Below are 23,917 nucleotides of genomic sequence, written 5' to 3'. Positions count from 1 at the left end.
TATGGCGGTCGCGTCCCGCCAGCTGCTCGACTCGGTCAACCGCGAGCTGTACGCGAAGAACGCGGAGCTCGCGGTGCGCAACAAGACCATGGCGCTCCTGCGCCGGCTCGACGCCTCGGCCATGACCTCGCTCGAGGTCTCGCCCATGGCGGCGGAGATCGTGCGCATCCTCGCCGCCGAGTTCAACTACCGCATCATCGCGATCGCGCTTGCCGAAGGGCGTTCGCTCCATTGGCGCGCGGTCGCCTGCGCCAGCTCGCACGACGGCCTGTGCGCCGAGGTCCCTACCGGTCGCCCGATCCCGTTGGCAAGCAGGACGAACGCCTGCGTGAAGGCGATCCGGCAAGGAAAGATCGTCCGCACGAAGGACCTCAAGGACGTGTTCGTCCCTTCCTACGGCGCCTCGCGCGTCACCGCGTTCGAGACGGAGTCCGGCGTGCAGAGCGTCCTCGTTCTCCCGCTCCACTCCGACCAGGAGGCGGTCGGGGTGATCGCCGTTGGCCTCAACCGGGACGGGAGCGACCTCACGGAGTACGAGCGCGAGACGCTCGACGGCCTCATGAGCCTCATCGTGATCGCCATCCAGAAGGCGCAGACGTACGAGTCGCTCCAGGACGCCATGGAGAAGCTGCGCGCGGCCAATAGGAAGCTCAAGGACCTCGACGCGCTCAAGACCGAATTCCTTTCCATCGCGTCGCACCAGCTGCGTACCCCGCTCGCGGTCACCAAGGGGTACGTGGCCATGCTCGAGGACGGCATGGTAGGGAAGGTCAACAAGAAACAGCATGCGGCGCTCGAGACCCTGCGCACGAGCACGGAGTCGCTCATCCTGCTCGTGAACCACCTGCTCGACCTCACCCGCATCGAATCCGGGCGGCTCGCCGTGCGCGAGGACAAGGTGGACGTCACCGAGATCTGCCGATGGATCACGTCGTTCATCGGTCCCAAGGCCAAGGAGGCGGGGCTGTCGCTCACCTGCGACGCGCCGAAGAAGCCGGTGACCGTGCTCGCGGACGCCGACAAGCTCAAGGAGGTGTTCATGAACCTCGTCGACAACGCGGTGAAATACACGGCTGAGGGGAAGGTCACCGTCACCGTGCGCGCGGAAGGCCGCCAGGCGGTGGTCGAGGTGAAGGACACGGGCTACGGGCTGAGCGAGGCGGACAAGCGGAAGCTGTTCCAGAAATTCGCCCGCGGGAGCGCGTCGAAGAACGTGAAATCCTCTTCCGGGCTCGGGCTGTACGTGGTACGCAAGCTCATGGAGGCCATGCACGGGTCCATCGAGGCCGAAAGCGAAGGCGCGGGGAAGGGTTCCGCGTTTACCGTGCGCCTGCCGCTTTCAAGGCCCTGACGCCTTCACAATGGTCCGGAGGCGCGGTACCGTAAGGGAAACAAACGAATATCGGGTATGTTCAAACGTTCCGAGGGAGGCATGCAGAACAGCCATGCCGACACCATCATCGCCACGGGGGTCCGCGTGGAGGGGGATTTTCAGAGCAAAGGCGACGTGGTGATCGACGGGGAGGTGATGGGGACGGTGCACACCGACGCGTCGTTGCGCGTGGGCGAAAGCGCCCGCATCCAGGCCGACGTCTCGGCCGCCTCCGCCGTGGTGGCCGGCGAGGTGGCCGGCAACATCCGCGTCACGGACCGGCTCGACCTGCTCGAGTCCTCGCGCGTGCACGGCGACATCGAGGCGCAGATGCTCTCCGTCGCGCCGGGCGCGGTGGTGAACGGCCGCATCAGCATGGGCGTCGTGGAGGCCGCCGCGACGGAGGAGTAGCGATGTGTACGGGTACATTTACGATGAGTTCGTCCAAAAACCGAAGTTCCAGAAGGAACTCGCCGACATCGAGTCGCGCCTCACGGATCTCGGTTTGAGCGGCAAGGTGGTGCGCCTGGCCCTCTTTCGCGACCCCTCCGAGATCATCGCGGGCGAGGTGTCGCGCGGGCTCGCGACGGTCGTGGCGGTCGGGAACGACGAGACGGCGCGGCGCGTGCTCGACGTGGTGGCGGAATATCCCGGCACCACCTTCGGCTATATCCCGCTTGGCGCCCCCACATTCCTGGCGCGCCTGCTCGGCATCCCGGAGGGGGTGGAGGCCTGCGACGTCTTGTCCGGCCGCATCGTGGAGACGATCGACATGGGGGTGGTGAACGGGAAGCGGTTCCTGGCCGGCATCGCCTGCGCCCCGTTCAGGGCCGAGATCTCCTGCGCGTCGTTCCGGATGCGGCCCAAGAAGGCCGGGAGCCTGCAGGTGCGCAACCTGGCGGTGGGGTTCGTACCCAGCCCGGAGCAGGTGGCCGATCCGCGCGACGGCAAATTGGAAGCCGTCCTCGAGGTGGAGGAGCCGCGCGGATGGAGGTTCTTCCGGAAGCCCAAGATGGGCCGCACCGTGCTCCCGTTCACGCGCATGGAGCTGCGCGACGACAAGCCGTTCACCATCGTGGCCGACGGCGAGGAGATGACCTCCGACCGGTTCGACATTTCCATCGAGCCCAAGATGCTGAAGGTCATCACCGGACGCAGCAGGATGTTCTGACACAAACAAAAACACCCGCTTCATGCGGGTGTTTTTGGTGCTCATCAAGGGAGATTCCTTGAGGGGCGGGGCGGCATCGTCCAGTCACGATGCTTCCCCACGAGCGCGCACTTCACGACATCCTCGAACCTGCTTTGACGGGGTTCGTCAGGAGCAGGTCGAACGGCGGGTTGTACTCGATTCCTGTGATTTCCTTGTTCGTGACCTCGATCCGCTGGAAGACGCGGCGCAGGTGGGTCTTGCGCTCCTCCTCGGTGGCCGCCGACCCGTAGAACGCGGTGAGGGACGCGGCGGTCTCGATGGCGACCTCGTGGTTGCCGAGCAGCGCCGTGAAGTCCTCGTTGAGGAAGGCGGTCCGTTCATCGACCTCGCGGAGGTCGTCGTCGATCGCGAGACGGCGGGCGCGGTACTCCTCCTTGGGAAGGGTGCCGTCGGCGAGGGCGTCCGTGAGGCGGGCGAGCTTGTCCTCGAGCTTGCGCTTGCGCTCAAGCAGCTTGGGTTCGTCTGTCACCCTAGCTTTCGCCCGCGCGGCGTCCTCAGCCTGGAGCCTCACGAGTGCTTCGGCCTTCAATGCCGGCGTGAGCTCGATGAGCTTGAGCAGCGCGACGACCTGGCCGTCGAGGGCGCGCACCCGCACGTACGGGCAGGATCCGCGTCGTCCATCGGGGCCAGGGAGGCAGCGGTAATAGCTGCCCTTTGGGTGGTCCTCGGCGGTGAGCTTTGTGCCGCACGTGCCGCACCAGAGCAGCCCGCGCAGGAGGAAGAACTTGCTCCCCTTGGCTCCGTGCACGTCGCTGCGGCCGCGGATGACGCTCTGCACGCGCTCGAACAGCTCGCGGGACACGAGGGGCGGGTGGGTGCCCTCGTGGACGTCACCGCGATAGCGGACCAGGCCGGCGTAGAACGGGTGCTGCAGGACGCGCTTCACCCGCTCGTCGGTGAAGCGGTGGCCGTCCTTCGTCGTGAGCCCGAGATCGGAGAACTCCTCGGCCAGTGAGCCCAGGCTGTGTTGCCCCGTCGCGTACGTCTCGAAGAGCTGACGCACGGCGGGAGCCGTCTTGCCGTCGACGATGACCTTGGCCTTCTCCGTGCGGGTGCGCGTGACGTTCTTGTAGCCGACGGGCGCCTTCGTGACGCAGCCGCCGGCCTCGAACTTCGCGCGCAGCCCCTTCACGACCTCCTGGGAGAGGTTGTCCGAGTGGTACTTGGCCATCACCACCGAGACCCCGTGCTGCAGGCGCCCGGCCGCGCTGTCCTCGGCCGGTTCCACGACGGAGAGCACGCGCAGCCCGAGCTGCTCGACGAGCAGGCCGTACTCGTAGTGGTTCCTGATGAGCCGGTCCACCCGGTGGACGAGCACCGTGCGCACGAGGGGGTGCGCCTCGACGTATCGCAGCAGCCGTTCGAAGGACGGGCGCCCCGTCTGCTTGGCGCTGTGGACGTCCTCGAAGCGCTCGACGACCTCGAGGCCGCGGTCGAGCGCGTGAGCCTCGAGCCGGGCGCGCTGGAAAGGGATCGAGTACCCCACCTTCGCCTGCTCTTCCGACGAGACCCGCGTGTACATCACGCAGGGGGTCATAGGGCAGGGTTAGCTGTCGAAGGGAGGCCGCCTCCATCAATTGATCGAAGCGACGAACGCGTCAAATCGCGGAGGCGGGCCATACGAGCGGATCGTGCGCCGCCTCGCCCGCGCGTGGGAGGCTGGAAGCCATGGTCATGCCCCCATGCCGTGCCGAGGGAAGGCGAAAAAAAGAGGGCCCTTTCGGACCCTCTGCGTTCCTGATCGTCGTGGCGGAGGTTCGTCACCGTCGCTTCGCGAGGTCGGCGAGGAGCCGGCGTTCCACGCGCGCGTCGATGTACCTGCAAGCCGCGAGCTGGCGCACCGCGGCTTCGGCGGCCGCGAGGTCGATGACGCCCTCCTGCGCGGCATGGACGAGCAGGTTGCCGACTCGGAAGAAGGGCACGCCCAAGGCGGTGGCCGCCTTGACCGCCGCGGCGTCGTCGATGAGCACCCTCATCTCCTCGCCGGCTTGGAGAGCTTGAACCGCCAGGATGAGCGCCGAGGCTTCTCCGCGGTGGAGACCGTGCGCGGGCGGCAAGAGGCTCTCGTGTCTGGGATCGGCATGCTCGACGCGCACCCACGGCAAGCTGACGAACCCCGATCCCGGCCGTGTGTCCCCCGGGCGTGCGAGCTCATGCGCGACCTCCCTGGGCACGACCACCGGGTCGAAGAACTCGGGGAGGATGTCGATGCGGCCGATCTGGGAAAGGACGATGACCGGTCCGGCGTCAACGATCAGCTTCATCGGCCCACGGCGCCGCGACGCCTGACACCGGAGAGTGCCCGTCGCCCTGCCGCCGTGGCCCCCTTCACGGGGCGCGAATACGTGACGCCCTCCTTCCGGAGCAGCTCGAGGAAGTCACGGTAGGTGAGGCCGCACATCTTGGCCGCGAGCCCCGCGGACCACGTGCTGTCCTTGAAGAGCTCGATCGCGATGCGCTGGCGCGTTCGACGCACGACCTCCGCCTTGCGCGCCCTGCTTATCGGCGCCTCAAACGAGACTTGGATGGGGGATGCCATGACCGACTCCCTTTGGTTTTTCCGTGAACCGTGGCGCATCCACGGATCGACAAATACTAACCATGAAATAAAGGAATTGTCCAGCATTCACGATATCAATGCAACCGTGGGCCAACGCCCTCGGCCTTTTCGGCATCTCGGTCATGGCGCCGCTCCGTCGGCGGCGCCAAATCCGCCAGAGCGCGGACGCGCCCGGGACGACCATCGGCTCCGGCCTCGTCGGCGCCGAACAGCCGCCCTAATCACACATGTCCCCGGACCTCAGCGATCGCCTCGGCGATGGCAGTGCCCACCTCTTCTTCCGAGAGCGAGGGGGCCGTCCGGGTCCACTCCTCCCAGCGAGTCCGGAAACTCTCGCGCACCGCTTCCCGGTCGCGCGACGCGCGCAGCGTGTTCGCGAGCGTTTCAAGGAGCTTGATCTCTTCGGGAGTGAGCCCATCAACGTTCAGCTGTGACATCCATGCCTCCGACTAATTGTCACTACTTAAACCAAGATCAATCAGGGCATATCACCTGTCCGTATCCATTTCCGTTGCACCGGCACCTTCCGATCCAAGTGGTCCTCATGCATGTCGGCTCTTGAGATGTGGCTGCGGATCTTCGCCGCGAGCGAGGCGAGCGCGGCTTCGTCAGCGCGCTCCCCGTCGTGGGAAGCGATGAAGCCCGGGTAGGTCGCGTAGTGGGTACGAACCGTCGAGGAAACCGGACGCCACTCGGCCATCTGCGTGCCGTGCATGGGGAACAGCTTGGCGTGGAGGTGGTCGACGCCGAACCCCTCCAGCACCATGGCGGTGCGTCCGACGCCCTGGAGCGCCCCGTCGAGGCGCCGCGCCACGTGCCCGGTGGCGAGAACGAGGTCGATGAGCACGTCGTCGTGGACGTCGAACGCGTAGCTCGGGGAGTGACGCTTGGGGACGACGACGGAAGCGCCTTCGGTGTTCGGGAAGATGGAGAGGAACGCCAGATGATGGTCGTCCTCCCAGATGGGATGCGAAGGCGCCTTGCCGGCAACTATGTCGCAGAAGATGCAGGTCATCAGGCGGCTCCGCTACGCGTCTTGTGGTCGGCGGCATCGGGCTCGGCGTCCGCGTCCACCAGTCCACCGACTTCGTGGTGCTCGACGTCGGCGTCTGCAACGAGAAACGCCCCAAGCCATGTGCGATCGGCCTCCGTCGCGCTCAAGTCGTCCATGCGGGCGACGAAGCCCGCGAAGTGATCCACGCGACCGCCACCGCCCAACGACAGTCCGCCGACTTCGACCGCGTCGATGAGCCGGTCGATGAACGCACCGGGGTCGGCGCTCGCGCGCAATCGGACGCGCACTTCGAAGCCGTATCGGATGGAGCCGCTGCCAGTAAGTTCCACGGCTGGATCGTACACACCGCAGCCGGCTCATGCCGAACGCGGGTGGCGTGCCTGGCGCGCATGAAGCTCGGTGGACGCCGCCCGAATCTGACGCATCAAGCCCGTGGCCGGGGCTCCGCTCTCGATGCGGTTCGCGGCCTCCTTGAGGAGGTGCGCGACGAGGCCGTAGTCGACGCGGCGACGGGCGGTGGACAGCATCCCGAAGGCGATGGGGAGGTGGTTTGACGGCGACAGCAGCGCGTCGTACCCCTCGGCGGGCAGCCCGATGCGCGCGAAGAGCCGCTTGAGCAGCGCCACCGTCATCTTCGGCGGGAAGCGCTGCGGGCCGAGGTAGCTGGACCACGGGACGGCGGGCGTGAGGTGGAAGCGCTTGGCGAGGAGCTTGTTCACGCGCGGGCGGAGGTGTTCGTACGGCTTGGTGATAGTGAGGGCGAGGGTGTGCATGGTGGCGGGTGCGGTCATCGAAACCTCGTCGTTGACCTCGCCAGTATAGTGGGCGCCTCGCACCGCTGCTCAGCCAGCGCGCGGTGGCGTTTGTCGACGATGCCTGCGGCCCCTTGCTGCCAGCCTGACACATGGCTGGCTGTCCCTGCGCGGCGGTCGCCCACGCAAGTCCCCGAAATGTGAGGAAAGCACTTGACTTCAGATCTGATCTAGGGGGTCAGCTCGCCAAACCAAGGCTCCGGGTGATACCTTCTCCTACATGGGAGCCTTCTATGCGCAACTTCACGACTACCGTCCTGGCACTTGCAACCGCCGTCTCCCTCGTCGGCATGGGGTGCGCCGTGCAAGATCCTGCCAACGAGACGGCACTCAGCGATGTCCAGATGGTCTCCAAGGAGATTTCGGCGACGAAACTCAAGGTTGTCGTCGAGCGCGGCGAGGCCCGCGTGTCGATCGAGTTCGAGCGCGGACCCCTGCGACCAGAAAGCTGGCTTGGGAACCCGGACGAAGAATCGAGCACTCTTGACGATCTGCTGGTTGCGGATCGGAACGACCTCGTGTTCCTTACGCAGTTCGGCGGAGACACAGCGTTGGATCCCGATGTGGGGGAACGCATACGGCCTCCCCCCGACGATCTGAACATGAAGCAGCGATATGAGGATCTGGTTCTTGCCCGAGACGCCGCCGATTTTCTGGAGAACGATGAGGAGATCCTTGCACAGTTCAAGTGGAGCCTAGAAGGACTCCGGGACATCGCGAATATCACCTTGCAAGACGAGACATGGCGCGGCGTGAAACTGCCCGCAGCTGACCCACAGCCCGATGTGTCGGAGGTCGAGGATCAAGCCAATGGCGAGATCCTCGATTTTTCTTCAATGATGCAAGGATTCACTGCGACCTCAGTACGATATATGCACAGGGCATACATCCGGTGGAAGCCGTGCTGCTGGTCGTTCGGCGAACACTCTGCTGCGCTGGTATTTGTATATAACTCGAGCGGAACGGCGCTCCTGAAGACTATCGACACAAAGAACCACGGGACCGCGGCGACACACAACTCGATGTTCGATGCCGCGGGTTGCCCGAAGACGTGGGGCGACCGCTCCAACTATCTGCCTCCGCTCCAACCGTTCAAGTCGAGCGACACCTTTCTCTACGGAAACGCAGGCGGCTGCTCCACGCCCTACGACGCCATTGAGCCGACAACCGGTGGTCATGTCTGCAACGACGACAGCATGGCCGAGTACTTCAACACGAAGTACAACGCCTCGTCGAGCTGGGCCACGTGCGGGGATTCGACAAGGCGGGAATTGCACCCGACGTGCGATTGAACGCTGGCGGGAGCCGGAGGATGCATGGCGACGTACGACATCAACAAGTACTGGAGCATCACGGTGAGCGGGAAGCAGAAGGTTCGTGTCGGATGGCAGGCAACGGCGACGGTCGTTCGCCGCGACACGGGCGATCGTGTCGGCCCGGATTTTTCTGGAGAGGGCCGCGTGCACACGTCCGCCGAACGGCACGCGAAGGAGAGCGCAGAAGAGTGGGTGAGGACGCAGAGGACCCCGCCTGATGGCTGGGCGGAGCCCAAGTAGCTGTTGCCGCCATGTTGCCGTGACCCTGCACCGAACGGCGGGATCGGACGGCACGGCGCGGCACAGGATGGACGTCTCTTTTCTGCGATTCGTCGACGAGAAATGGGTGGAAGTCGCGTCGCGTCGCCATGTTGTGGGCGTAAGCGGTTTCGTCTTCGAGTCCCGTCCGCTCCGCCAGTTTTTCGTCCTGCTAAGCCCTCGGGAAACCGAGGGTTTTCTTTTCGCCGACCGCCAGAACCTCTGCGTTCGTGCCTTCCATTGCCGTCAGGTTGCCGTAACCCTGCGGTTGTCCTCGTCGTTCGAGCAGGCCGATGGCCGCCGCGCGGGCCGACGGCGTCAGGTGCATGTACCCCATCGTGGTCGACAGGTCGGCGTGCCCGGCGAGCTCCTGGATCGCCTTCGCCGGCGCGCCGCGCATCGCGAGGTGAGCGCAGAACGTGTGACGGAGGATATGGACCCTTCCCGTCACTTCGAGCCCCGCCCGTCGCTCCACGCGCATGATGCCCTTGCGGAAAGCGTCCCGATGAAACGCCCTCCCGTTGTCGAGCATCAGCACGAGGTCGTTGTCGAGCCGACGCAGCTTGCTGTGCGCCCGGAGCGCGGCAGCGAGCCTCGTCGTCATCGGCACCTCGCGGACCTTGCCGCTCTTCGTCTTCGTCACGTGTCCCCGCCAATCGGAGGCGGCGACCACGATCGTGTTCCTCGCCCACACGATGCGGCCCCATTCGAGCGCTGCGATCTCCCCCATGCGCAGCCCCGCCTCGCCGCCGAGCAGGATGGCGAGCTGGATTCGCGCGTCCACGCGTCCCGCGGCCTCGACGAGGCGTTCGTAGTCGTCGAAGTCGTGGAACTTCATCTCCTCCTTCTGCACCTTCAATAGCTTGATCGCGCACGGGACGTCCTTGATGACGTCCCACTCGGCTGCCTTGCGCAGCATCACGCGCAGGCACGCGAGCGTGTTGTTCACCGTCTTCTTCGAGAGCGACGACAGCTCCGCCTTGATGCGCTGCACGTCGCTGCTTGTCACCTCGTCGAGCCGCTTGTCCCCGATCCTCGGCACAATGCGGTGCGTGAGCACCTGGCGCACCGAGGCGATCGTCGAGGGCTTCAGCTGCTCGGCGCGGCAGTGGCCCTCGATGAACGCGGGGACGAAGTCCTTGATGAGCGGCACGACCTTCTCGACCTCCTCTTCCTTCCCGTAGCTGCCGTCGAGGATCGCCCGGCGCAGCTCCGTCTCGTATCGCTCGGCGTCGCGCTTCGCCTGCACCGGGGAAGCCTTGCGCACCCGCGTGCGCTTCCCGTCGGGCAACTCCACGTCGACGTCGACCATCCAAAACTCGCGGACGCGTCCCGTCGCCGGGTCGCGCCGCTTCTCTTTTCTCACCGTCATGGATCCCTCCGTGACGACGAGACGCGACCTTCACCTGCGAGCCAGGCTAGCACGGCGTCGCGGCAGACGCGGATGGTGCCGCCCACGCGCACCACGCCAGGGATCGCCCCCTGTGCGACCGCCGCGTACACCGTCTTGCGGTTCACCCGCAGCAGGCCGGCGACCTCGTCGACGGTGAGGACGGCCGGGAGACCGTCGCCCGTGAGCAGATCGGTCGGTTCATCCGTCGCCATGCAATGCCCCAACCGAAAACCGTGGGCCGGCCGGTGCGGAGCACCCGCCTGTCGCCGCGCGCTCGCGTACCCGTCCCTGCCTTCCAGACGACGAGGATGGCGCCGGCCCGTCGACGACGGCGTGCATGGTGCCGCTCGGCGCCGGGGCCTCCTCGACGAAGCGTGCGGATCGCACCAGGGCGCTTCGGGAAAGGAAGGAGCCAGCGAGGGAGCGGAGGAGCGGGCGCGCCGGCGTACGACCCTTTGACGCCGTTGGAACTTGCTCCCCACCACCGTCATGCGAACGCCAGCCATCCGCGCGCACGTCCGTGAAGACGTGCGCGTCAGACGGACAGGCGAAGGCGTCCGTCGATGACGACGGAGCCCGGGCGCGGCGCCGGTCCTCGCCGCCGGAGCGGATCGGACAAGGCACGCGAAGCGCGCTAACGACCGGAGCGGGCGACCCCGCACCGACCGGCCACGGCTCGTGAAAGAAATCGACCCGCAGGTGCCTGGTCGCCCCCTCCACGAGGTTGTTCGCCACCGCGACAGGCACGGCGGCAAGAGGGTGATGATGGGGAGCGAGGGGGCGCGTCATCCGCGTACCCCTCGACCGGGCAAGCCCGCGGAACCCATCAGGTCCGCAGGCGCCTGGCCGTGACGACGGTCGGAACGGTCCGTCAGCACGGGCGCGAAAGGCGACTCCTCAACGAGCCGCGCATGCTCGCCGTCCGGCGACGTGCGAGTCGTCCACCAGCCGTCGGTGAGCAGCGTCTGCTCGTCGAGCCCTGGGCCGACGGCGAGGTACAGGATCCCCTCGGGGACCGCGGCCTCGTGGAACGCGCTGACGAGGCGGTTGCGACGGCGCTCGCTCGTCACGACGAACGCGACGACCCAGCACGCCTCGCCCAAGAGCGGCGCGCCGCAGGCATGCATCCGCGCGTACGGGTGGGCCTTGCGGGTGACGACGAACGACGGGTTCTCGCTCCCCATGTCGATCTCGATGGCGAGGGCAAGACGCTCGCCGCGGCCTTGAACGACGGCGACGGCATCGGGCACCTGGACTTCGGGGCTTCCGCCCGCGAGGCGTCGCAGCTCGGCCTCGAAGGCGAAGCGCGCGAGAGACACCTTCGTCGAGCGCTCGCAGGCGTTCGTGAGCCCCACGAAGAAGCTGACGCCGGCAGCGTGGTGGGCCAGGTGGATCTTCGAGATCCCCCGCATGACGGCGATGGCGTCCATGTCGAAGCCTCGTTCCTCCACGAGCAGGCGCCTCCCGCGCTTTGCGAGCAGGACGTTGTTCTCCGCATCCAGCCGGGGCGCGGCGACGTTCACGAGAGCGAGGTCGCGCAGGGCGCGCACGCGCCGGCGCGCCATGGGCAGGCTCATCCCCAGGTACCGGGCGAGCTGGGAGGTGGTGACCGGCTGCGCCAGCGCCACGAGCTCGAGCGCGCGCAGGTCGCGGGGCATGAGGCGCGCGCCACCGGGGTCCTGGCGTTGCTCGCGCTTTCTCACGGCGCGTCCAGGTCGGCGAAGAGCGGATTCGCGACGTACCGCCCGCACGCGCATGTGACGCGGGCGGCCACGGCACCGCAGCACGGGCAGCGATCAAGGCCGTGCCCGTCGAAGCCGGCGCCGCAGCCCTCGCATCGCCAGCCCCCGACGAGGTCGACCTCGTGGCCGGCAGGACAGAGGGCACGCGAAGCGGCAAGGACGCGGGCACGGCGACGCAGCCGGACGAGAATGCAGATCCCGTCGATAAGGGTTGCCACGGGGAGCAGGGCGCCCACCACCAGCGTGCCGGCGACGAAGGCGCCGCCATGCAGGTCGGCAAGGGCGGCGACGAGGGCGCGGGTCATGGCAGCACCAGGCGCGGACGGTGCTTCGTCGATGCTGCCGGCCGAGCACCTCTCGCAGTGGCCGTGGTGACCGACAATGCGGCGAGCTTTGCCGTGCGCAGCAGCTCGTCGACTTGAACGGAGTTGCTCCCGTACCGCACGCGCTCCCGCTCCGCCGCCGGCAGCGCCTCGAACCGTTCGCGCGCTTCCTCGAACGGGAGCGTCGGCGTGCGCAGGAGGGTCGCGCCGACGCCGGCCTCGACGAACAGCGCGCAGCGGGGCGGTAGCGAGACGGTACGCTCGACGAGAAGCGCACGCTCTTGCGCGACCGACAGCAGCCGGTCTCTTTGATGCGGGTCGCGCATCCTGCCCGTGACCGGCAGGGCATGGGCGATGTCGGCGACGTCCTGGGACGAACCGCGGAAGCACGCTCGCAGCGAGGCGTTGGTCGCGAGCGAGCGCGCGAGGGTCACCGACGACGATGAGACCTGCTGCATGCCCTGGGCAAGGGACCAGACGGCCACTCGCTTGAAGCGGGCCATCGAGAGCAGGCGCTCCATCTCGTCGGCGGCGCTGCGCCGCAGCACCTCGGGCGCCTCGTCGATGACGACGAGGACGTCTGCGGCCTGGTCGACCGCCCGCATGAAGACCGCCGCCGAGATCTTGGCCATGATGAGCGCCGCCATCGCCTTTCCGGCGGCGCCCATCCCGCTTGGCGGGCCGAGGGAGACCAGCGTGAGGCCGTGCTCGAGCATCTGGGTGCCAGTGGCGGCGTCCTTGGCGCACAGGCAGGCGCGCAGCGGCCTGGACGACACCAGCCATTCGAGTCGGGCACGCAACGCTGCCCGCGTCGCCTCCGCCTCTTCCGGAAAGTCCTCGACGACCGCGCGGCGCACCTCCGCATCCGCGATGAGCGAGGCAAGGCGTGCCCCGTATGCGGGGCGGCGCAGCAGCTCGAGCACGTCGAGCAAGGTGCCACCGGCCTCGATGGCGGCGCGCACGCAGGTCGTGAGCGCCGACATCATGCGCGGGCCGAACCCGCCGTCGAACAGCTCGCAGAGCGAGGAGACGATCACGTTCGCCTGCACCGAGCGCTCGAGCCCCGGCTCCGGCGCGAGCAGGTTCATGGGCGTCGTCATCCCCGCAGCGAACGGGTCGATCACCAGGAGCTGGCGGGCGAGGAAGGGTGGCCGCTCCCCGAGGGCGCCCACGAACGTCCGCATGGTGTCGAGCAGCTCTCCCTTGGGGTCGACGAGCACGAACCTGGTCGAGGGCGACCGCTTGGCGATCGAGAGCACGGCGCCGACGACGAAGGCGGTCTTCCCTGCGCCAGTCGCGCCCGTCACCAGCGCGTGGCGCAGCACCCGCTCGATGGGGAGGACGAACGGCCCCCCGTCGAAGGAGAACCCGATGGGGACGAGGTCGTCAGTCATGCCGCGGTCCGAACAGCCCGAGATCGTCAGGCGCGCTCGCTGACGGAATCCGGCTAGGGCCGTCGTGCGGTTCGACGAGGCGCGCGCGCTCGCGGGCCCGCGGAGTCGACGCCTTGGCGTGCGTGCCACGCGCCCACGCCTTGGCGAGCAGGAGCGCGAGCGCGGCGAGAGCCATGATGACGAGCACGACGACCACCGACGGATCGTGCAGCGCCAGCATGGCCAGCTGGTGGAGCTGGAACGACAGCCCGTCCCAGAACGTGCCGAAGACGGCAAGGCCGATGCCGACGGCGAAGAGCTTGCCGCTCCATTCCTTCGCGCTGACGACCAAGGCGAACGCGCCCCCGACCACTGCCATGAGTGCCACCAGGCGCATGGGCTGGCCGAGCGGCAGGCCGATTGCCGCAGCGACCATGAGGCTGCTGATGACGACGAGCGCGTTCTTCACGGCGTCCCCCGCAGATCGCCCTTCCCCACGTTGAACAGCCCTGCGCATGAGGACGGGGGCACAGGATCGTTGGGCGAGCGACCGAGGATCGTCGCCCAGAACCGGTCCCGGGCGGCGACGAGCCTGGGCGGCAAGCCCTCCCGGCGGAAACCGCAGGCGACGACGCTCGCGAACCGGCCCATGTCGATCTCGACGCCCATGTCGCCGAGGTGACCGGCGATGCGCTCGTATGCCGTCGGATCCCGCTCGCCGTTGTCGTGGTCCACGACCACCATGCCGTCCGTGGCGATGATGAGCTGGGGAGGCGTGCGCTTCTCGCGGGCGTCGAGCGTCGCGACCGCGAGGGCGGCGACGAGGTTGGAACGGTTCTTCCTGCCTCCCTCGTCGCCGGGCACGTCGAGGTTCCCCATGTCCGCGACGGCCTCGCGGACGAATCGGACGCGGGCGAGCCGGCGATCGCCCTTCTCGCGCTCGGGAGAGGTAGCGACGACGACGGAGCGGGTGCTCTCGAAGGTGTCGGCGGTGAGGATGACGCGCAGCTCGCTGCCGGGACGGTCAAAGGCGGTGCCCGCCCACTGCGCAGCGACGCCCTGGCGCACCGAGGGCGTGCATGCGGGCAGCTTGCCCGTGGCGTCGCAGATGACCACGGCGTTCAGCGGCACCGATTCCTGGCACGCCGCGGCGTGCGCGAGAAGGAATGCGGCGATCCCGGCCACGATGCCCTTCGCGACACCGTTGCCGCCATGCTTGTCGCGGTCGACGATCTCGTATTGCTCGAGGTCGCGGACCAGGTCCTCGCGGCTGGGCCTCGACAGCTCGAGCACGCGTGCGGAGAGCGACTCCGCCTGGTCGCCGAGCAACTTCACCTGCTCCTCGTCGTCGCGGGAGCGCAGCGCGTATGCCTTGGCGGCCGCGTTGAACGTGAGCGTCCAGCGCGCGGGGCGCTCGACAATCTCCTGCAGCTCGGTCGCCTTCGCGTGCGGCGGCGCATGCTGCCTGTGCGCCTGCGCCACGTCCTCGTCGAGGTCGCGCACCAGCGCGTTGTGCACGTCGAGCGCCTTCTGAAGGGGTTCGGCGAGCAAGCTCGTCACCGCGACGGCCACCGCGGTGGCGACCGAGCCCGCGGCCGACAGGATCGTGAGGGCAATGGCTCCCAGCGCGCTCACGGCGCCGTCGAGATGGTCGGCGGGCGTGGCGGCGACGACCCGCAGGATCGTGAGGCAGCCGACGAGCACGACGAGGACGCCGAGGAGCGCCGCGGCATGCAGGCCCGTGGGCTTGGTGATGTCCTTCCTCTTCAGCCACCAGGCAAGGCCGAACGAGACGAGCACGAGCGCACCGTCGACGGGAATGGCAAGCAGGATGGTCTCGATCCACTCCCCCGCGGTGACGTCCGAGACCGAAGAGACGTCGAGGAGCCCCTCGTATGAGGCGACCGCCGCGAGGCCGAGCAGGAGCTCGAGCAGGATGGCGACGGATTTCACGAGCTTGTACTGCCGCAGCTTCTTCAGGAGCGCGGTGACGTCGACGCGACTGCGGCGCAGTCCGAGGATGCGGCGCTCTTGCGCGTAGGCGAGAGCGGTGTCGACCTGGCCGAGGTCCGTGCCCAACGCCGTCAGCTGCGTCTCGGCCGCGACGGCGGCCTTCTGTGCCTCGACGATGAACGCCGGCGTCTCCTGCTTGCCCTTCGTGCCGCGCTCCGGCGCTTCCTCGACCTCGGCCCGCCAACCGGCGTGCTGTTCGCGAGGAAGGTCGGCGGGCACCTCGATCCCCTTGCGGCGATTGTCGCGGCGCTTCTCGCGCTCCATCCCTTCGACGGCCGCGCGTGCGGCCTTCGGGGTCGGCGCGGTGGCGACGGCCAGGCGTCCGGCCTTGTCGAGGGACGCGAGCGCCTGGAGGATCGCCTCCAGGATGTCGGCGCGATTGCGGTACTGCTGCATGGTCTGCCTCCGGTGAAGACAGATCCATCGCGCGCACGATCCAGAAGCACCCGAGAGAAACCTCGTCCGGATCGGGTGCGCACCTCGGGACTACGCCGTGTCCTCGGGAGCCAGGTCGAATCCGCCGCCCTTGGTCCCCGCGCGCCCGACGAGGACGTCCCGAGGCCCAAGGCCAAGTTCGCGCCGGAACTGATCCACGATCTTTCTCACGTTCTCAATGTCTCCGCCGTACACGCCGAGCGCGCGGAGGTGATCGTGAATCTCCGCGCTTGTCGCCCCACGCGAGGGGCGCAGCCACAGGAAGCGGAGGAGCTGATGGATCGCCGGCTTCAACTTGATGGGCGGTCGCGACCCGTCGAGCGCGAATGCGACGCCAGAGCGGAGATCGAACGCATAGCCGCCGGCGACCATGCGCTCCTCTGCGGGGTGCAGAGCGTGGGGATTGTCGAGCGGCATCGGGCCCGAGCGAGCGGCACGGGTAATCACTGTGACGATGAGCCGGGCCATGCCTTCCGCAAGGAAGGCTGCGGCGAGCGCCACATTGTCGTGAGCGCCCGACGAGGTCGGCAGATGCGCCGCTTCCAGGAGCCGCGCGACTTCATCAAATGTGACTAGCGTTCGCGCTCTGGAGGCGACGTCGTCTTGACGGGATCCATGCCCCAAGGCACCTTGGGGAGGGATTGCTTCGGCCCCTGTCGTCGACGGCCTTTGCTTGGGCCGTGGCCGACGGGGCCGATGGTCTCTCTTCGACATGCGCGTCCTCCGCGCTTGTTGGCGGGCCGGGCAACCGGGCGGCGTCCACCGCTGGCTGTCGACCCCGTCACTAATCACTCGCTGCCTCCCCTCCTTCGCGCCCGCCTGGGCGCGTTTTTCATCTTGCGCTGCCCATGCTGTCATGTTGTCAAACAAGAAACATTACATGGGATATTACATGTAGGATACATGTGTGATGTCTCGTCATTGAGCTTCCTTGCGACTTGAGAGAGACTCCGCCCGGTGAAGACGATCGAGGAACTCGAAGCAGAGCTGGATCAGCAGCTGGCGCTTCGTCTTGAGATAGAGGCTCGCATCGCGAAGTCGCGAGACGAGCTCAAGGTCACCGACAAGATGATTCGGGCGGTGCAGGAGGCGCTCGGCTATCTGCGTGGGGAGCCAGGGCAGCCGTTAGCGAAACGAATTCTTGCTCTCCTCATCAAGGCCCCGCGACACCGCATGCGGATTGTCGATCTAGCGGAGCAGCTATCCAACAGTCGCAACACGGTTGCGGTCTGCATCTACCGGCATCGGTTCACAGCGCGGCTCGAAGTCGACGGGGAGCTATGGTGCTTTGGTCTGACCAATCCCCAAAAAGGCATGGTCATGGCCGAGAAGACCGACGTCGACGAGGAGAAAGCGCTCGCACGCTATGCGAAGCACCTCCATCACCTAGCGGTTGCAGACCGGAAGGCCGCTGAAAAGCAGACGGAGGATTCTTCGCCAACGAGAGGGGGGAAGTCAGGAAAGAAGAAAACGAAGTAGAGCAGACTTCTGTCTGAAAAACCGACTCCAATGGAAGTCGGCGAGCAAGGCGGCAAGGCGGTCTCAGTTCTCAGTGCGCCTGCGTCACTGAGAGTTCTCGCCACGAGCTGAACCATCCCCTCGTTTCCATCACAGAACACCGAACACTCTCCGCATGACGGCATGCTCCTGAATAATCTCGGAATAGGCGGTCATCAGTGCGGCAAAGCGCTCCTCCCGCATGTTCGGCAGCGCCTGATACCAAAAGAGCCCCTGGCGATAGAGCGAGAGCTGTCGCGTCTTCGACGTGTTCACCTTCAACATCCGGTCGAGGCCCAGCCGTTCCCCAGCCGCGCCGAGCAGGCTGAGAAGCGCGTGCGCGAGCGCCGCGACGAACAACAAGCGATCACGTCGTTCGGGCTGGCGAATCGACGTCGCCCTGAGCCCCATGCCGAAGCGCTGGTCCTTCACGTCGCGGAACGTCTCCTCGATCGTGAACCGCCGGCCGTACAAGTTGATGATCTCGGCGCTCGTCAGCTCCGCATGGTTCGTCGCCAAGCACCACGAGTCCTTCATCTTCGCCTTCTTCACGCAGATGACGACGGGCACGACGCCCTTGGCCGCCGTCACGCGCGCATCCTCGATTCGGCGCACCCGCCCCTTGGGCGGCACCCACTGGTTCCCGGTCTGCGTGGTCCCTTCCGCGTCCGTCACCTGGATCTCTCCGCGAAATCGGATGACGTACTTGAAGCCCAGGAAGTCGAGGTGGCCGTAGCGCTCGACGCTGGCGAAGCCGCGGTCAGCGACGATCGTGACCTCGGCTCTTTCGGGAATCACGCGGTCCAGCAGGTCGATGAACTCCGCTTCGTAGTCCGACTGGTTTCCACGGAGGGTCGACTTCGCGTAGGTCTTCCAGACCAGCGGCGTCGCGCGGTGGTGTTCCGTGATCAGATACGCCGCCAGCGTGACCTGGTCGTCCTTTTCGAAGTCGGTCCAGTCGAGCGCGATGCGAATCTTCTTGCGCACTCCGAGCACGAACGCGACCCACACAGGGAAGAGCTCCTCGATGGCGATCCCGGCGTTGCTCAGCATGCGGTCGACCTGCTTGACCGCGTGCTTCTTGTTGAGGTCCGACGCCGCCGCGAGCGCCGCACCGATCGCGTGGATCGAGAGCGCCGCCGCATGGACGGCGCCGGTCACGGCGTTCGCGAGCGACAGGACGCGTCGAGCGTGCAAATCCTCCTCGAGGATCCCCTGCACGAACTGGTGGACTTGGGTCGTGGTCACGGACTTGTCGTTCTTGCGGGCGCGGTTCTTCATGGCGCCGCATACGACGGGCCGCAGTGGCAAGCATCGATCGGGCGTCCGATCGATGGCGCCGGTGCGACGTGCCATCGTCACGGCCATGCAAGGCTACCCGCTCACCGAGGTTCGGGTCGACCTGTCCGACATCGTACCGGTTGCATCCTCACGGGCTACGCAATCGCGAAAAACGAGGGGATCGCTCAGCGCCACGAGTCCTCTTGCTGGTGGTCACCTCGCGTGACCGTTCTCTGTCGGGCGGTCACGCTCGCTCTGGTACCGCTCGATGAGACGGCTGGCCGTCGACTTCGAAATCTGCGTGGTCGACTCGACGCCCGCGGCCTCCCGCAGCTTCACGGTGGCCTCCTCGCCTTCGCAGCCGCGCTCGGAGAGGAGGCGGTACAGCATCCGCCGCTGGGGCACGGTCATCAGGTCGTCGCGGCCGTTGCCCGAGTGGTTGCCGTCGTCGCCGAGCTCGCGCTCGCGGTGCCCGTTCGCCGACGTCCGCGGCGGCTGCTGACGCGCTTGGCCGCTCGCGCGCCTGGGTGGGGGCTCTGCGCCGTCCCCGTCGTCGCCGAGTTCTTCGGCGGCGAGCACGCCGACGTTCACGGCGTCGCGCAACGCGCGGGCCTTGGCTCGCGTCTCTGCCATGCGGATGAGGCAGCTTGCGATGCGTCGGTTCACGTTGCCGGGGTTCGCGTCGCCGATGCCGGAGAACGTGCCCTTCGCGGTCTCGACCACGGCCACGACGACGGCCGTCTCGCCGTTGTCCGGATGCGGAAACTGCACGACCTTGGTCTCGATGCGCTTGAGCCCTTCCTCATGGGCGCGGTTGAGCAAGCCGGCGAAGGTGGCGACCTCCTTTTCGCCGACGACGCGGCCGTCGCGGTCCTTGATCGGGATCTTCACGGTGAGCGGCTGGTTCATGTCTCCTCCACGTCGACGAAGTGCCGACGTAATCCAGCGTGCCCCGCATGGGCCTCCCTGCTCAGGCTGGAGGAGATTGCGCGCCAAGGATGTTCTCGCCGACCTCTGCGACGGCCACGTCGCTCACGTCGTAGAACACGCGCTCCACGGGGGCACCGAGCGCCGTGGCGATCTTCATGGCCATGAGCAGGTCTGGCACCGTGCGTCCGTGCTCATACTTCGAGATGTCGGCCTGGACGCAGCCTGCACGCTCTGCCAGGTCGCGCTGGCGCAGCTTCTTCAGGAGCCGCAGGGACTTGATGGCGTTCCGATATCGGATTGTTCGTGACATACGTCGACGATTAGTTGCCGATATCGTACCAGCAACATGAGCGTTGATGAGGATGACGGACATGGCTTCAACGCCATGTCTTCTTGTCGTCCTCGGACCCGTGCCCAGACCGTGGGTGCGGCCCGGCATGGCGACTGCCCCATCCAACGGTCGAGGACGTTGTCCACGCTGATGTGTCCATCTTCCATCGACGGACGGACGGCCTGTGGATCGAGGAAGTTGTCGGTCTCTCCCTTTCTCCTCCCCTTCCTCCCTGCACCCTCCATTCCTCTCCAGCCATCTCTCTCAGGTGACTATTAGTAATTTAGTGATAGGGGGATCCAAGGGGGCAATCCACAGGGGCGCATAGCTCGGGGGCGATACGGCACCGCCTGAATGGGATTGGCGATCGTTGGGACGATGTCGGGGTATGAAACCCACGACATCACCGGCGACCGCGACAGGCGAGGAGGTCGACCTCGTCATCGCTGTCACGGCAGAACGCGTCATCTTCTCCCGGAGTTCCGCAGCCGGCGGCAAGGTGTTCCTCGTCGTCGCGCCGCGTGACCAGCCGTCGATCGAGCGTCTTGCCCAGGCCGTCACCGGCATGCTGGAGGCCCGATGGCCCAACCGCGTGGTGCTCATCGCCGTCGACGCTGCTGCCGGTGCGCTCGTCGAGGACGCGCTCACACCCGTCTGCTCGTTCCATATGGCGCCGCTCGTGGTGCTGCACGACCTCACCGCCGCGTTCGAGGAGGTGCTGTACGACGAGGAGGGCGGCCTCTCGGTATGAGGCCCGTGCGCCGCGTGCCATGCACGCCCACTTGCCTGGCAATCGCACCCAGCGGCCGGGAAGTAGGCTTCGCTCTCGTCACCTCGGAGCGGCTCCTCGACCAGTTCGTCCTGAACGTCCGCAAGCTCCCGTCGGCGTCGGGACGCGAGCAAAAGTTCGGCGCCCAGATCGGGGAGATCCTCGACGAGGGACGGGTCACCACGATCGCCGTCGTCACCCAGAAGCCCAAGGACACGAACGCGACCATGGACGCCCAACTGGCACTCATCGAGAGCGAGGCGGGCCGGCGCGGCATCGCCATCGAGAAGCGCCTCGCGCAGCACGTCCGCGCGAAGGCCATGGTGCGCGCCAAGGCCGGGCTCGCGACGAACCTCGCCGTGGCGCACGCGGCCATCGAGCTGTTCCCGGAGCTCGCCTCGCGCCTCGACGAAGAGGCCGGCAGCCGCGAGCGCAACGGGAAGGACCGGTACCACTCGCGCCTGTTCCTCGCCGTGCTCTGCGGCGTCCTCGTCCTCGAAGAGCAGGTGCTTGCCCGGCTCGAATCCAACCTCCCCGTATGAGCAAGCCCATCACGCTGCTCACGACCGAACGCGACCTCGACGTGCTCTCGACGCTGGGCGCATGCCGCTTCGCGACCACGCCGCAGCTCGCGACGCTCTGGTTCCCGACCGAGGAGGCCGCGTCCGCGCGGTTGCGTCGCCTGCACGCCTCGTCGCTCGTCACCAAGGTGTTCATGCCGGTGCGGCCATACGACCGGCGCAGCTGCACGGTGTGGGCGCTCTCGAGGAAGGGATCCCGCGCCCTCGAGCAGACGCGTCCCGAGGCGGAGCGCCGGACGGTGTCCGAGTCCGAGCGGCGCAGCGGCCTGTTCCTCGACCATACGCTGCGCCGCAACGACCTCCGCCTCGCGCTCACGACGCTCGACCGCGACCTCGCGCGCGACGTGGGACTCCTCTGCTGGAAGCAGGTTCCCGAGGAGGTCGAGTTCCGTGCCCCGAGCGAGGGCTGGAACGCCAGTCGCGTCCGCGTCGTCCCCGACGCCTCCGTCACGCTCCAGCACGGCGGGCAAGCCCACGCGTTCGACGTCGAGATTGACATGGGGACGGTGGCGCCCAAGAGGATGGCCGACCGATACGCCGCGTACTGGCGCTCCAGGCGAACGCGGGCGCTCGCCTTCGGGGGATGCGCATCGCACCGGGTGCTGACCCTCACGACGACGAAGCCCAGGCTCGATCGCCTTCGGGCGGCGGCGCGCGCCGCGCTCCCTGGAGCGACCTCCCGCCTGTTCTGGTTCGCACTCCTCGCCGAGGCCGCGGACATCAAGGAGCCGGCGAAGCTCCTCGGCCCCGTCTGGCACACGTCGGCCGTCGACGACGATCAGCAGCCTTTGTTCTGACCTCACCACCGACCATATGCGCTTCGTGTACTCCCCCCGACGTGGATTCCAGCGGTTCCACCGGCCGAAACCCAAGTGCGGCCTGTGCAAGGCGAAGATCACCGGGCCGTACAAGTCCGTCGCTGGCAAGCCCCGCTGCTACTGGTGCTGCAAGCGGGTCGGCAACGTATGACGACGAGGAAGCGCCCGTCGGCGAAGGCGCGGATGCGTCGCTGGCGCCGCGTGCGGCGCATGCTCTCGGGCCGCTGCCGCGACTGCCGCCGACGTCTCGACGCCGAGCACGCCGTCGACGGCACCGGTATCGCCCGCTGCTCTCGCTGCAAAGCCTGACCCTCCCCGCGGCCCCCGGAGACCCGAGGTGGCTGCTCCGCTCCCGTCGCCGTGCGCGATGGGACGGACTCCGATGTTGCGGTGCACGGCCGCTACGTCGGCGGGGGAGACGGTCACGGAGATCGCAGGGCGTACCTCGACGACCAACCGAGTCGAGGGCGCCCTCCGGTCTCTGCATGAAGCAAAGCCGGCAACGAGGAGAACGACATGCTCAGTCTCACGATCGCTGGAGAGACCACGCTCATTCAGGATGAACAGCAGGCCGATGCCATGCGCACGTACTGGCAGGCACGAGAGGCGGGCGACCAGACCGCTGCGCTGGTGTCGGTGAAGGACGAGGAGGAAGCGGCCGAGGCGGTCGCGCTCCTCGCCCCCGCGACGACCGCCGCCGGCAAGCTCTCGCTCGTCGCGAAGGAGCGCATCGAGGAGCAGGAGCGCCAACTCGTCGGCAGCGGGTTCGCCCTGCCTCCGCCGCTGTTCGCGCCCGGTACGCGCGTCGTCGAGCTCGGGGACCGCAACTTCCGCGTCGAGCGCGAGCAGGTCGAAGCGCTCCCGCTCTTCCCGATGGCCGCCGCTGCGCTCGTCGAGCGGATCCGCAACGAGAGGCGCAGCGACATCACCGTGAAGCCCGAGGAGCTGTGGCTCCAACCCGACGGCCGCCTCTGCTACGCCGACGGCGCCTCGATGAACCTCGAAGCGCGGCCGTTCCAGGCGTTCTGCCAGCACCTCGGGTTCGGCGCGGGAGCCAAGTACCTCGCCGAGCTGTGCACGCCGGAGCTGCGCGCGAGGAACGTGAACGCCCAGATCAAGCTGCGCAGCTCCCGGCCGGTGGTGCTCCGGACCAGGCGGAACGACGGTGGGAGGTCGGCCTTCGCCGTCGTCACGCCGACGTACGCCTCCGTCGACGCGAATGAGGTGGTGACGGCAGCGATGCCCGCGCTCGCCGATGCGCGCGTCGAGCTGCTGTACGAGGACGCACGTTTGACGGCGACGGCGCTGTGGATGCCCGAGCATGTCGTCGACCTCGCCGCAGGCGACGTCTTCCGCGTCGGCGTGAGGCTCGAGTGCGACGACACCGGACGCGGGCGCATCCGCGTCACGGCTGTCGTACTGCGAAACCTCTGCCTCAACCTCATCATCGTGGCCGAGGGCGACGTCGAGACCACGAGCCAGGTGCACCGCGGCGACCGCGAGCGCATCCGCGCCGCGCTCCCCGTCGCCGTCGAGGCGGCTCGCTCCAAGATCGGGTTCTTCCTCGACGCGTGGGGCCACGCCCGCACGCTCAAGGTCGAGCCGTTGGCGACGTTCAAGCGCTGGGTCGAGACGAGGGAGGTCGTCGTCCCCGGAGAACGCGACGGCGACGCCGTCGTGAACGCCCTCGTCGACGCCTGGAAGCAGGAGCCCGGCGACACGCTGGCCGACGCCGTGAATGCCCTCACGAGAGCCGCGCATCTCGTCCCGACCTGGAACATGTCCGTGCGCGAAGAGCTGGAGCGCGCGGCTGGGAGGCTGGTAATGGCGGTTCGGTAGTCAACGTCGCGTGCGCCACCCGAAGTGGCGCACTTTTCTTGGACTG

At 67.4% G+C, this 23,917-nt stretch carries 27 protein-coding genes; 9 read left to right on the top strand and 18 right to left on the bottom strand.

Annotation, left to right across the window (positions count from 1 at the left end):
- Position 1 precedes the first annotated feature (1 nt).
- Genes EPO34_02760 through EPO34_02750 form a run of 3 tightly spaced genes read left to right on the top strand, consistent with a single transcriptional unit; the run spans position 2 to position 2,543 of the window.
- Positions 2-1,351: a sensor histidine kinase gene (locus EPO34_02760; GenBank protein TAK04053.1), complete on the top strand. Its 1,350-nt coding sequence runs from the start codon at positions 2-4 to the stop codon at positions 1,349-1,351.
- A gap of 57 nt (positions 1,352-1,408) precedes the next feature.
- Positions 1,409-1,783: a polymer-forming cytoskeletal protein gene (locus EPO34_02755; GenBank protein ID TAK04052.1), complete on the top strand. Its 375-nt coding sequence runs from the start codon at positions 1,409-1,411 to the stop codon at positions 1,781-1,783.
- A 4-nt stretch (positions 1,784-1,787) separates the two neighbouring features.
- Complete coding sequence (locus EPO34_02750) at positions 1,788-2,543, top strand: hypothetical protein (GenBank protein TAK04051.1); 756 nt, start codon at positions 1,788-1,790, stop codon at positions 2,541-2,543.
- 112 nt (positions 2,544-2,655) lie between these two features.
- Here the strand turns inward: EPO34_02750 and EPO34_02745 are convergent, their stop codons facing one another.
- The 7 genes from EPO34_02745 to EPO34_02715 form a co-directional block, all read right to left on the bottom strand.
- The gene (locus tag EPO34_02745) at positions 2,656-4,122 is read right to left on the bottom strand and encodes a hypothetical protein (GenBank protein ID TAK04050.1); all 1,467 of its coding nucleotides are present in this window, start codon (positions 4,120-4,122) and stop codon (positions 2,656-2,658) included.
- Between the two features lie 223 nt (positions 4,123-4,345).
- On the bottom strand, positions 4,346-4,849 hold the full coding sequence (locus tag EPO34_02740; protein ID TAK04049.1) for a hypothetical protein: 504 nt from the start codon (positions 4,847-4,849) through the stop codon (positions 4,346-4,348).
- Positions 4,846-5,211 (bottom strand): hypothetical protein, encoded by a 366-nt coding sequence (locus tag EPO34_02735; GenBank protein TAK04048.1) that lies wholly within the window; start codon positions 5,209-5,211, stop codon positions 4,846-4,848. Before EPO34_02735 ends, EPO34_02740 begins: the two co-directional genes overlap by 4 nt.
- Before the next feature lie 155 nt (positions 5,212-5,366).
- On the bottom strand, positions 5,367-5,582 hold the full coding sequence (locus EPO34_02730) for a hypothetical protein (GenBank protein TAK04047.1): 216 nt from the start codon (positions 5,580-5,582) through the stop codon (positions 5,367-5,369).
- Positions 5,583-5,623: 41 nt separating this feature from the next.
- Positions 5,624-6,160 (bottom strand): HIT family protein, encoded by a 537-nt coding sequence (locus EPO34_02725; protein TAK04046.1) that lies wholly within the window; start codon positions 6,158-6,160, stop codon positions 5,624-5,626.
- The gene (locus EPO34_02720; GenBank protein ID TAK04045.1) at positions 6,160-6,504 is read right to left on the bottom strand and encodes a DUF469 family protein; all 345 of its coding nucleotides are present in this window, start codon (positions 6,502-6,504) and stop codon (positions 6,160-6,162) included. Before EPO34_02720 ends, EPO34_02725 begins: the two co-directional genes overlap by 1 nt.
- Before the next feature lie 12 nt (positions 6,505-6,516).
- Positions 6,517-6,933: a hypothetical protein gene (locus EPO34_02715; GenBank protein TAK04044.1), complete on the bottom strand. Its 417-nt coding sequence runs from the start codon at positions 6,931-6,933 to the stop codon at positions 6,517-6,519.
- Positions 6,934-7,205: 272 nt separating this feature from the next.
- Here EPO34_02715 and EPO34_02710 point away from each other — a divergent pair, with 272 nt between their 5' ends.
- Both EPO34_02710 and EPO34_02705 read left to right on the top strand, forming a co-directional pair.
- On the top strand, positions 7,206-8,264 hold the full coding sequence (locus tag EPO34_02710; protein ID TAK04043.1) for a hypothetical protein: 1,059 nt from the start codon (positions 7,206-7,208) through the stop codon (positions 8,262-8,264).
- Positions 8,265-8,288: 24 nt separating this feature from the next.
- Positions 8,289-8,528, top strand: coding sequence for a hypothetical protein (locus EPO34_02705; protein ID TAK04042.1), 240 nt, complete (start codon positions 8,289-8,291; stop codon positions 8,526-8,528).
- A gap of 190 nt (positions 8,529-8,718) precedes the next feature.
- Here EPO34_02705 and EPO34_02700 read toward each other — a convergent pair whose 3' ends face one another.
- From EPO34_02700 to EPO34_02665, 8 genes are all read right to left on the bottom strand, one after another.
- Positions 8,719-9,918 (bottom strand): site-specific integrase, encoded by a 1,200-nt coding sequence (locus EPO34_02700; GenBank protein TAK04041.1) that lies wholly within the window; start codon positions 9,916-9,918, stop codon positions 8,719-8,721.
- Positions 9,915-10,151, bottom strand: a complete 237-nt coding sequence (locus EPO34_02695) for a DNA-binding protein (protein ID TAK04040.1) — start codon at positions 10,149-10,151, stop codon at positions 9,915-9,917. The genes EPO34_02700 and EPO34_02695 overlap by 4 nt, the downstream gene beginning before the upstream one ends.
- Before the next feature lie 573 nt (positions 10,152-10,724).
- Complete coding sequence (locus EPO34_02690; protein TAK04039.1) at positions 10,725-11,696, bottom strand: hypothetical protein; 972 nt, start codon at positions 11,694-11,696, stop codon at positions 10,725-10,727.
- The gene (locus EPO34_02685) at positions 11,639-11,986 is read right to left on the bottom strand and encodes a hypothetical protein (GenBank protein TAK04038.1); all 348 of its coding nucleotides are present in this window, start codon (positions 11,984-11,986) and stop codon (positions 11,639-11,641) included. Before EPO34_02685 ends, EPO34_02690 begins: the two co-directional genes overlap by 58 nt.
- A complete protein-coding gene (locus EPO34_02680) occupies positions 11,983-13,398 on the bottom strand; it encodes a hypothetical protein (GenBank protein TAK04037.1) in 1,416 nt (471 codons plus the stop codon). The genes EPO34_02685 and EPO34_02680 overlap by 4 nt, the downstream gene beginning before the upstream one ends.
- Positions 13,391-13,894 carry a hypothetical protein gene (locus EPO34_02675; GenBank protein ID TAK04036.1) on the bottom strand — a complete coding sequence of 168 codons (504 nt, stop codon included), beginning with the start codon at positions 13,892-13,894 and terminating at the stop codon, positions 13,391-13,393. The genes EPO34_02680 and EPO34_02675 overlap by 8 nt, the downstream gene beginning before the upstream one ends.
- Positions 13,843-15,786, bottom strand: coding sequence for a hypothetical protein (locus EPO34_02670; protein ID TAK04035.1), 1,944 nt, complete (start codon positions 15,784-15,786; stop codon positions 13,843-13,845). Before EPO34_02670 ends, EPO34_02675 begins: the two co-directional genes overlap by 52 nt.
- Before the next feature lie 90 nt (positions 15,787-15,876).
- Complete coding sequence (locus EPO34_02665) at positions 15,877-16,293, bottom strand: hypothetical protein (GenBank protein ID TAK04034.1); 417 nt, start codon at positions 16,291-16,293, stop codon at positions 15,877-15,879.
- A 489-nt stretch (positions 16,294-16,782) separates the two neighbouring features.
- On the opposite strand from EPO34_02665, the gene EPO34_02660 reads away from it, so the two are divergent.
- Positions 16,783-17,304 (top strand): hypothetical protein, encoded by a 522-nt coding sequence (locus EPO34_02660; GenBank protein TAK04033.1) that lies wholly within the window; start codon positions 16,783-16,785, stop codon positions 17,302-17,304.
- 129 nt (positions 17,305-17,433) lie between these two features.
- On the opposite strand, the gene EPO34_02655 is transcribed toward EPO34_02660, so the two are convergent.
- From EPO34_02655 to EPO34_02645, 3 genes are all read right to left on the bottom strand, one after another.
- Positions 17,434-18,570 (bottom strand): IS4 family transposase, encoded by a 1,137-nt coding sequence (locus EPO34_02655; GenBank protein ID TAK04312.1) that lies wholly within the window; start codon positions 18,568-18,570, stop codon positions 17,434-17,436.
- 246 nt (positions 18,571-18,816) lie between these two features.
- Entirely contained in the window at positions 18,817-19,512 is a 696-nt protein-coding gene (locus EPO34_02650; protein TAK04032.1) for a hypothetical protein, read from the bottom strand.
- A gap of 61 nt (positions 19,513-19,573) precedes the next feature.
- Complete coding sequence (locus tag EPO34_02645; protein ID TAK04031.1) at positions 19,574-19,972, bottom strand: XRE family transcriptional regulator; 399 nt, start codon at positions 19,970-19,972, stop codon at positions 19,574-19,576.
- A 280-nt stretch (positions 19,973-20,252) separates the two neighbouring features.
- Here EPO34_02645 and EPO34_02640 point away from each other — a divergent pair, with 280 nt between their 5' ends.
- From EPO34_02640 to EPO34_02630, 3 genes are all read left to right on the top strand, one after another.
- Positions 20,253-20,615 carry a hypothetical protein gene (locus tag EPO34_02640; GenBank protein TAK04030.1) on the top strand — a complete coding sequence of 121 codons (363 nt, stop codon included), beginning with the start codon at positions 20,253-20,255 and terminating at the stop codon, positions 20,613-20,615.
- 19 nt (positions 20,616-20,634) lie between these two features.
- Positions 20,635-22,011, top strand: coding sequence for a hypothetical protein (locus tag EPO34_02635; GenBank protein ID TAK04311.1), 1,377 nt, complete (start codon positions 20,635-20,637; stop codon positions 22,009-22,011).
- 537 nt (positions 22,012-22,548) lie between these two features.
- Positions 22,549-23,871: a hypothetical protein gene (locus EPO34_02630; protein ID TAK04029.1), complete on the top strand. Its 1,323-nt coding sequence runs from the start codon at positions 22,549-22,551 to the stop codon at positions 23,869-23,871.
- Positions 23,872-23,917: the final 46 nt, after the last annotated feature.

Source organism: Patescibacteria group bacterium (genome assembly GCA_004297215.1).
Classification (GTDB): Bacteria; Patescibacteriota; Patescibacteriia; order UBA9934; family GWF2-40-263; genus 2-01-FULL-63-20.
Note: the sequence above shows the minus strand (reverse complement) of the source record. Positions and strands in the feature narration are given on the sequence as shown.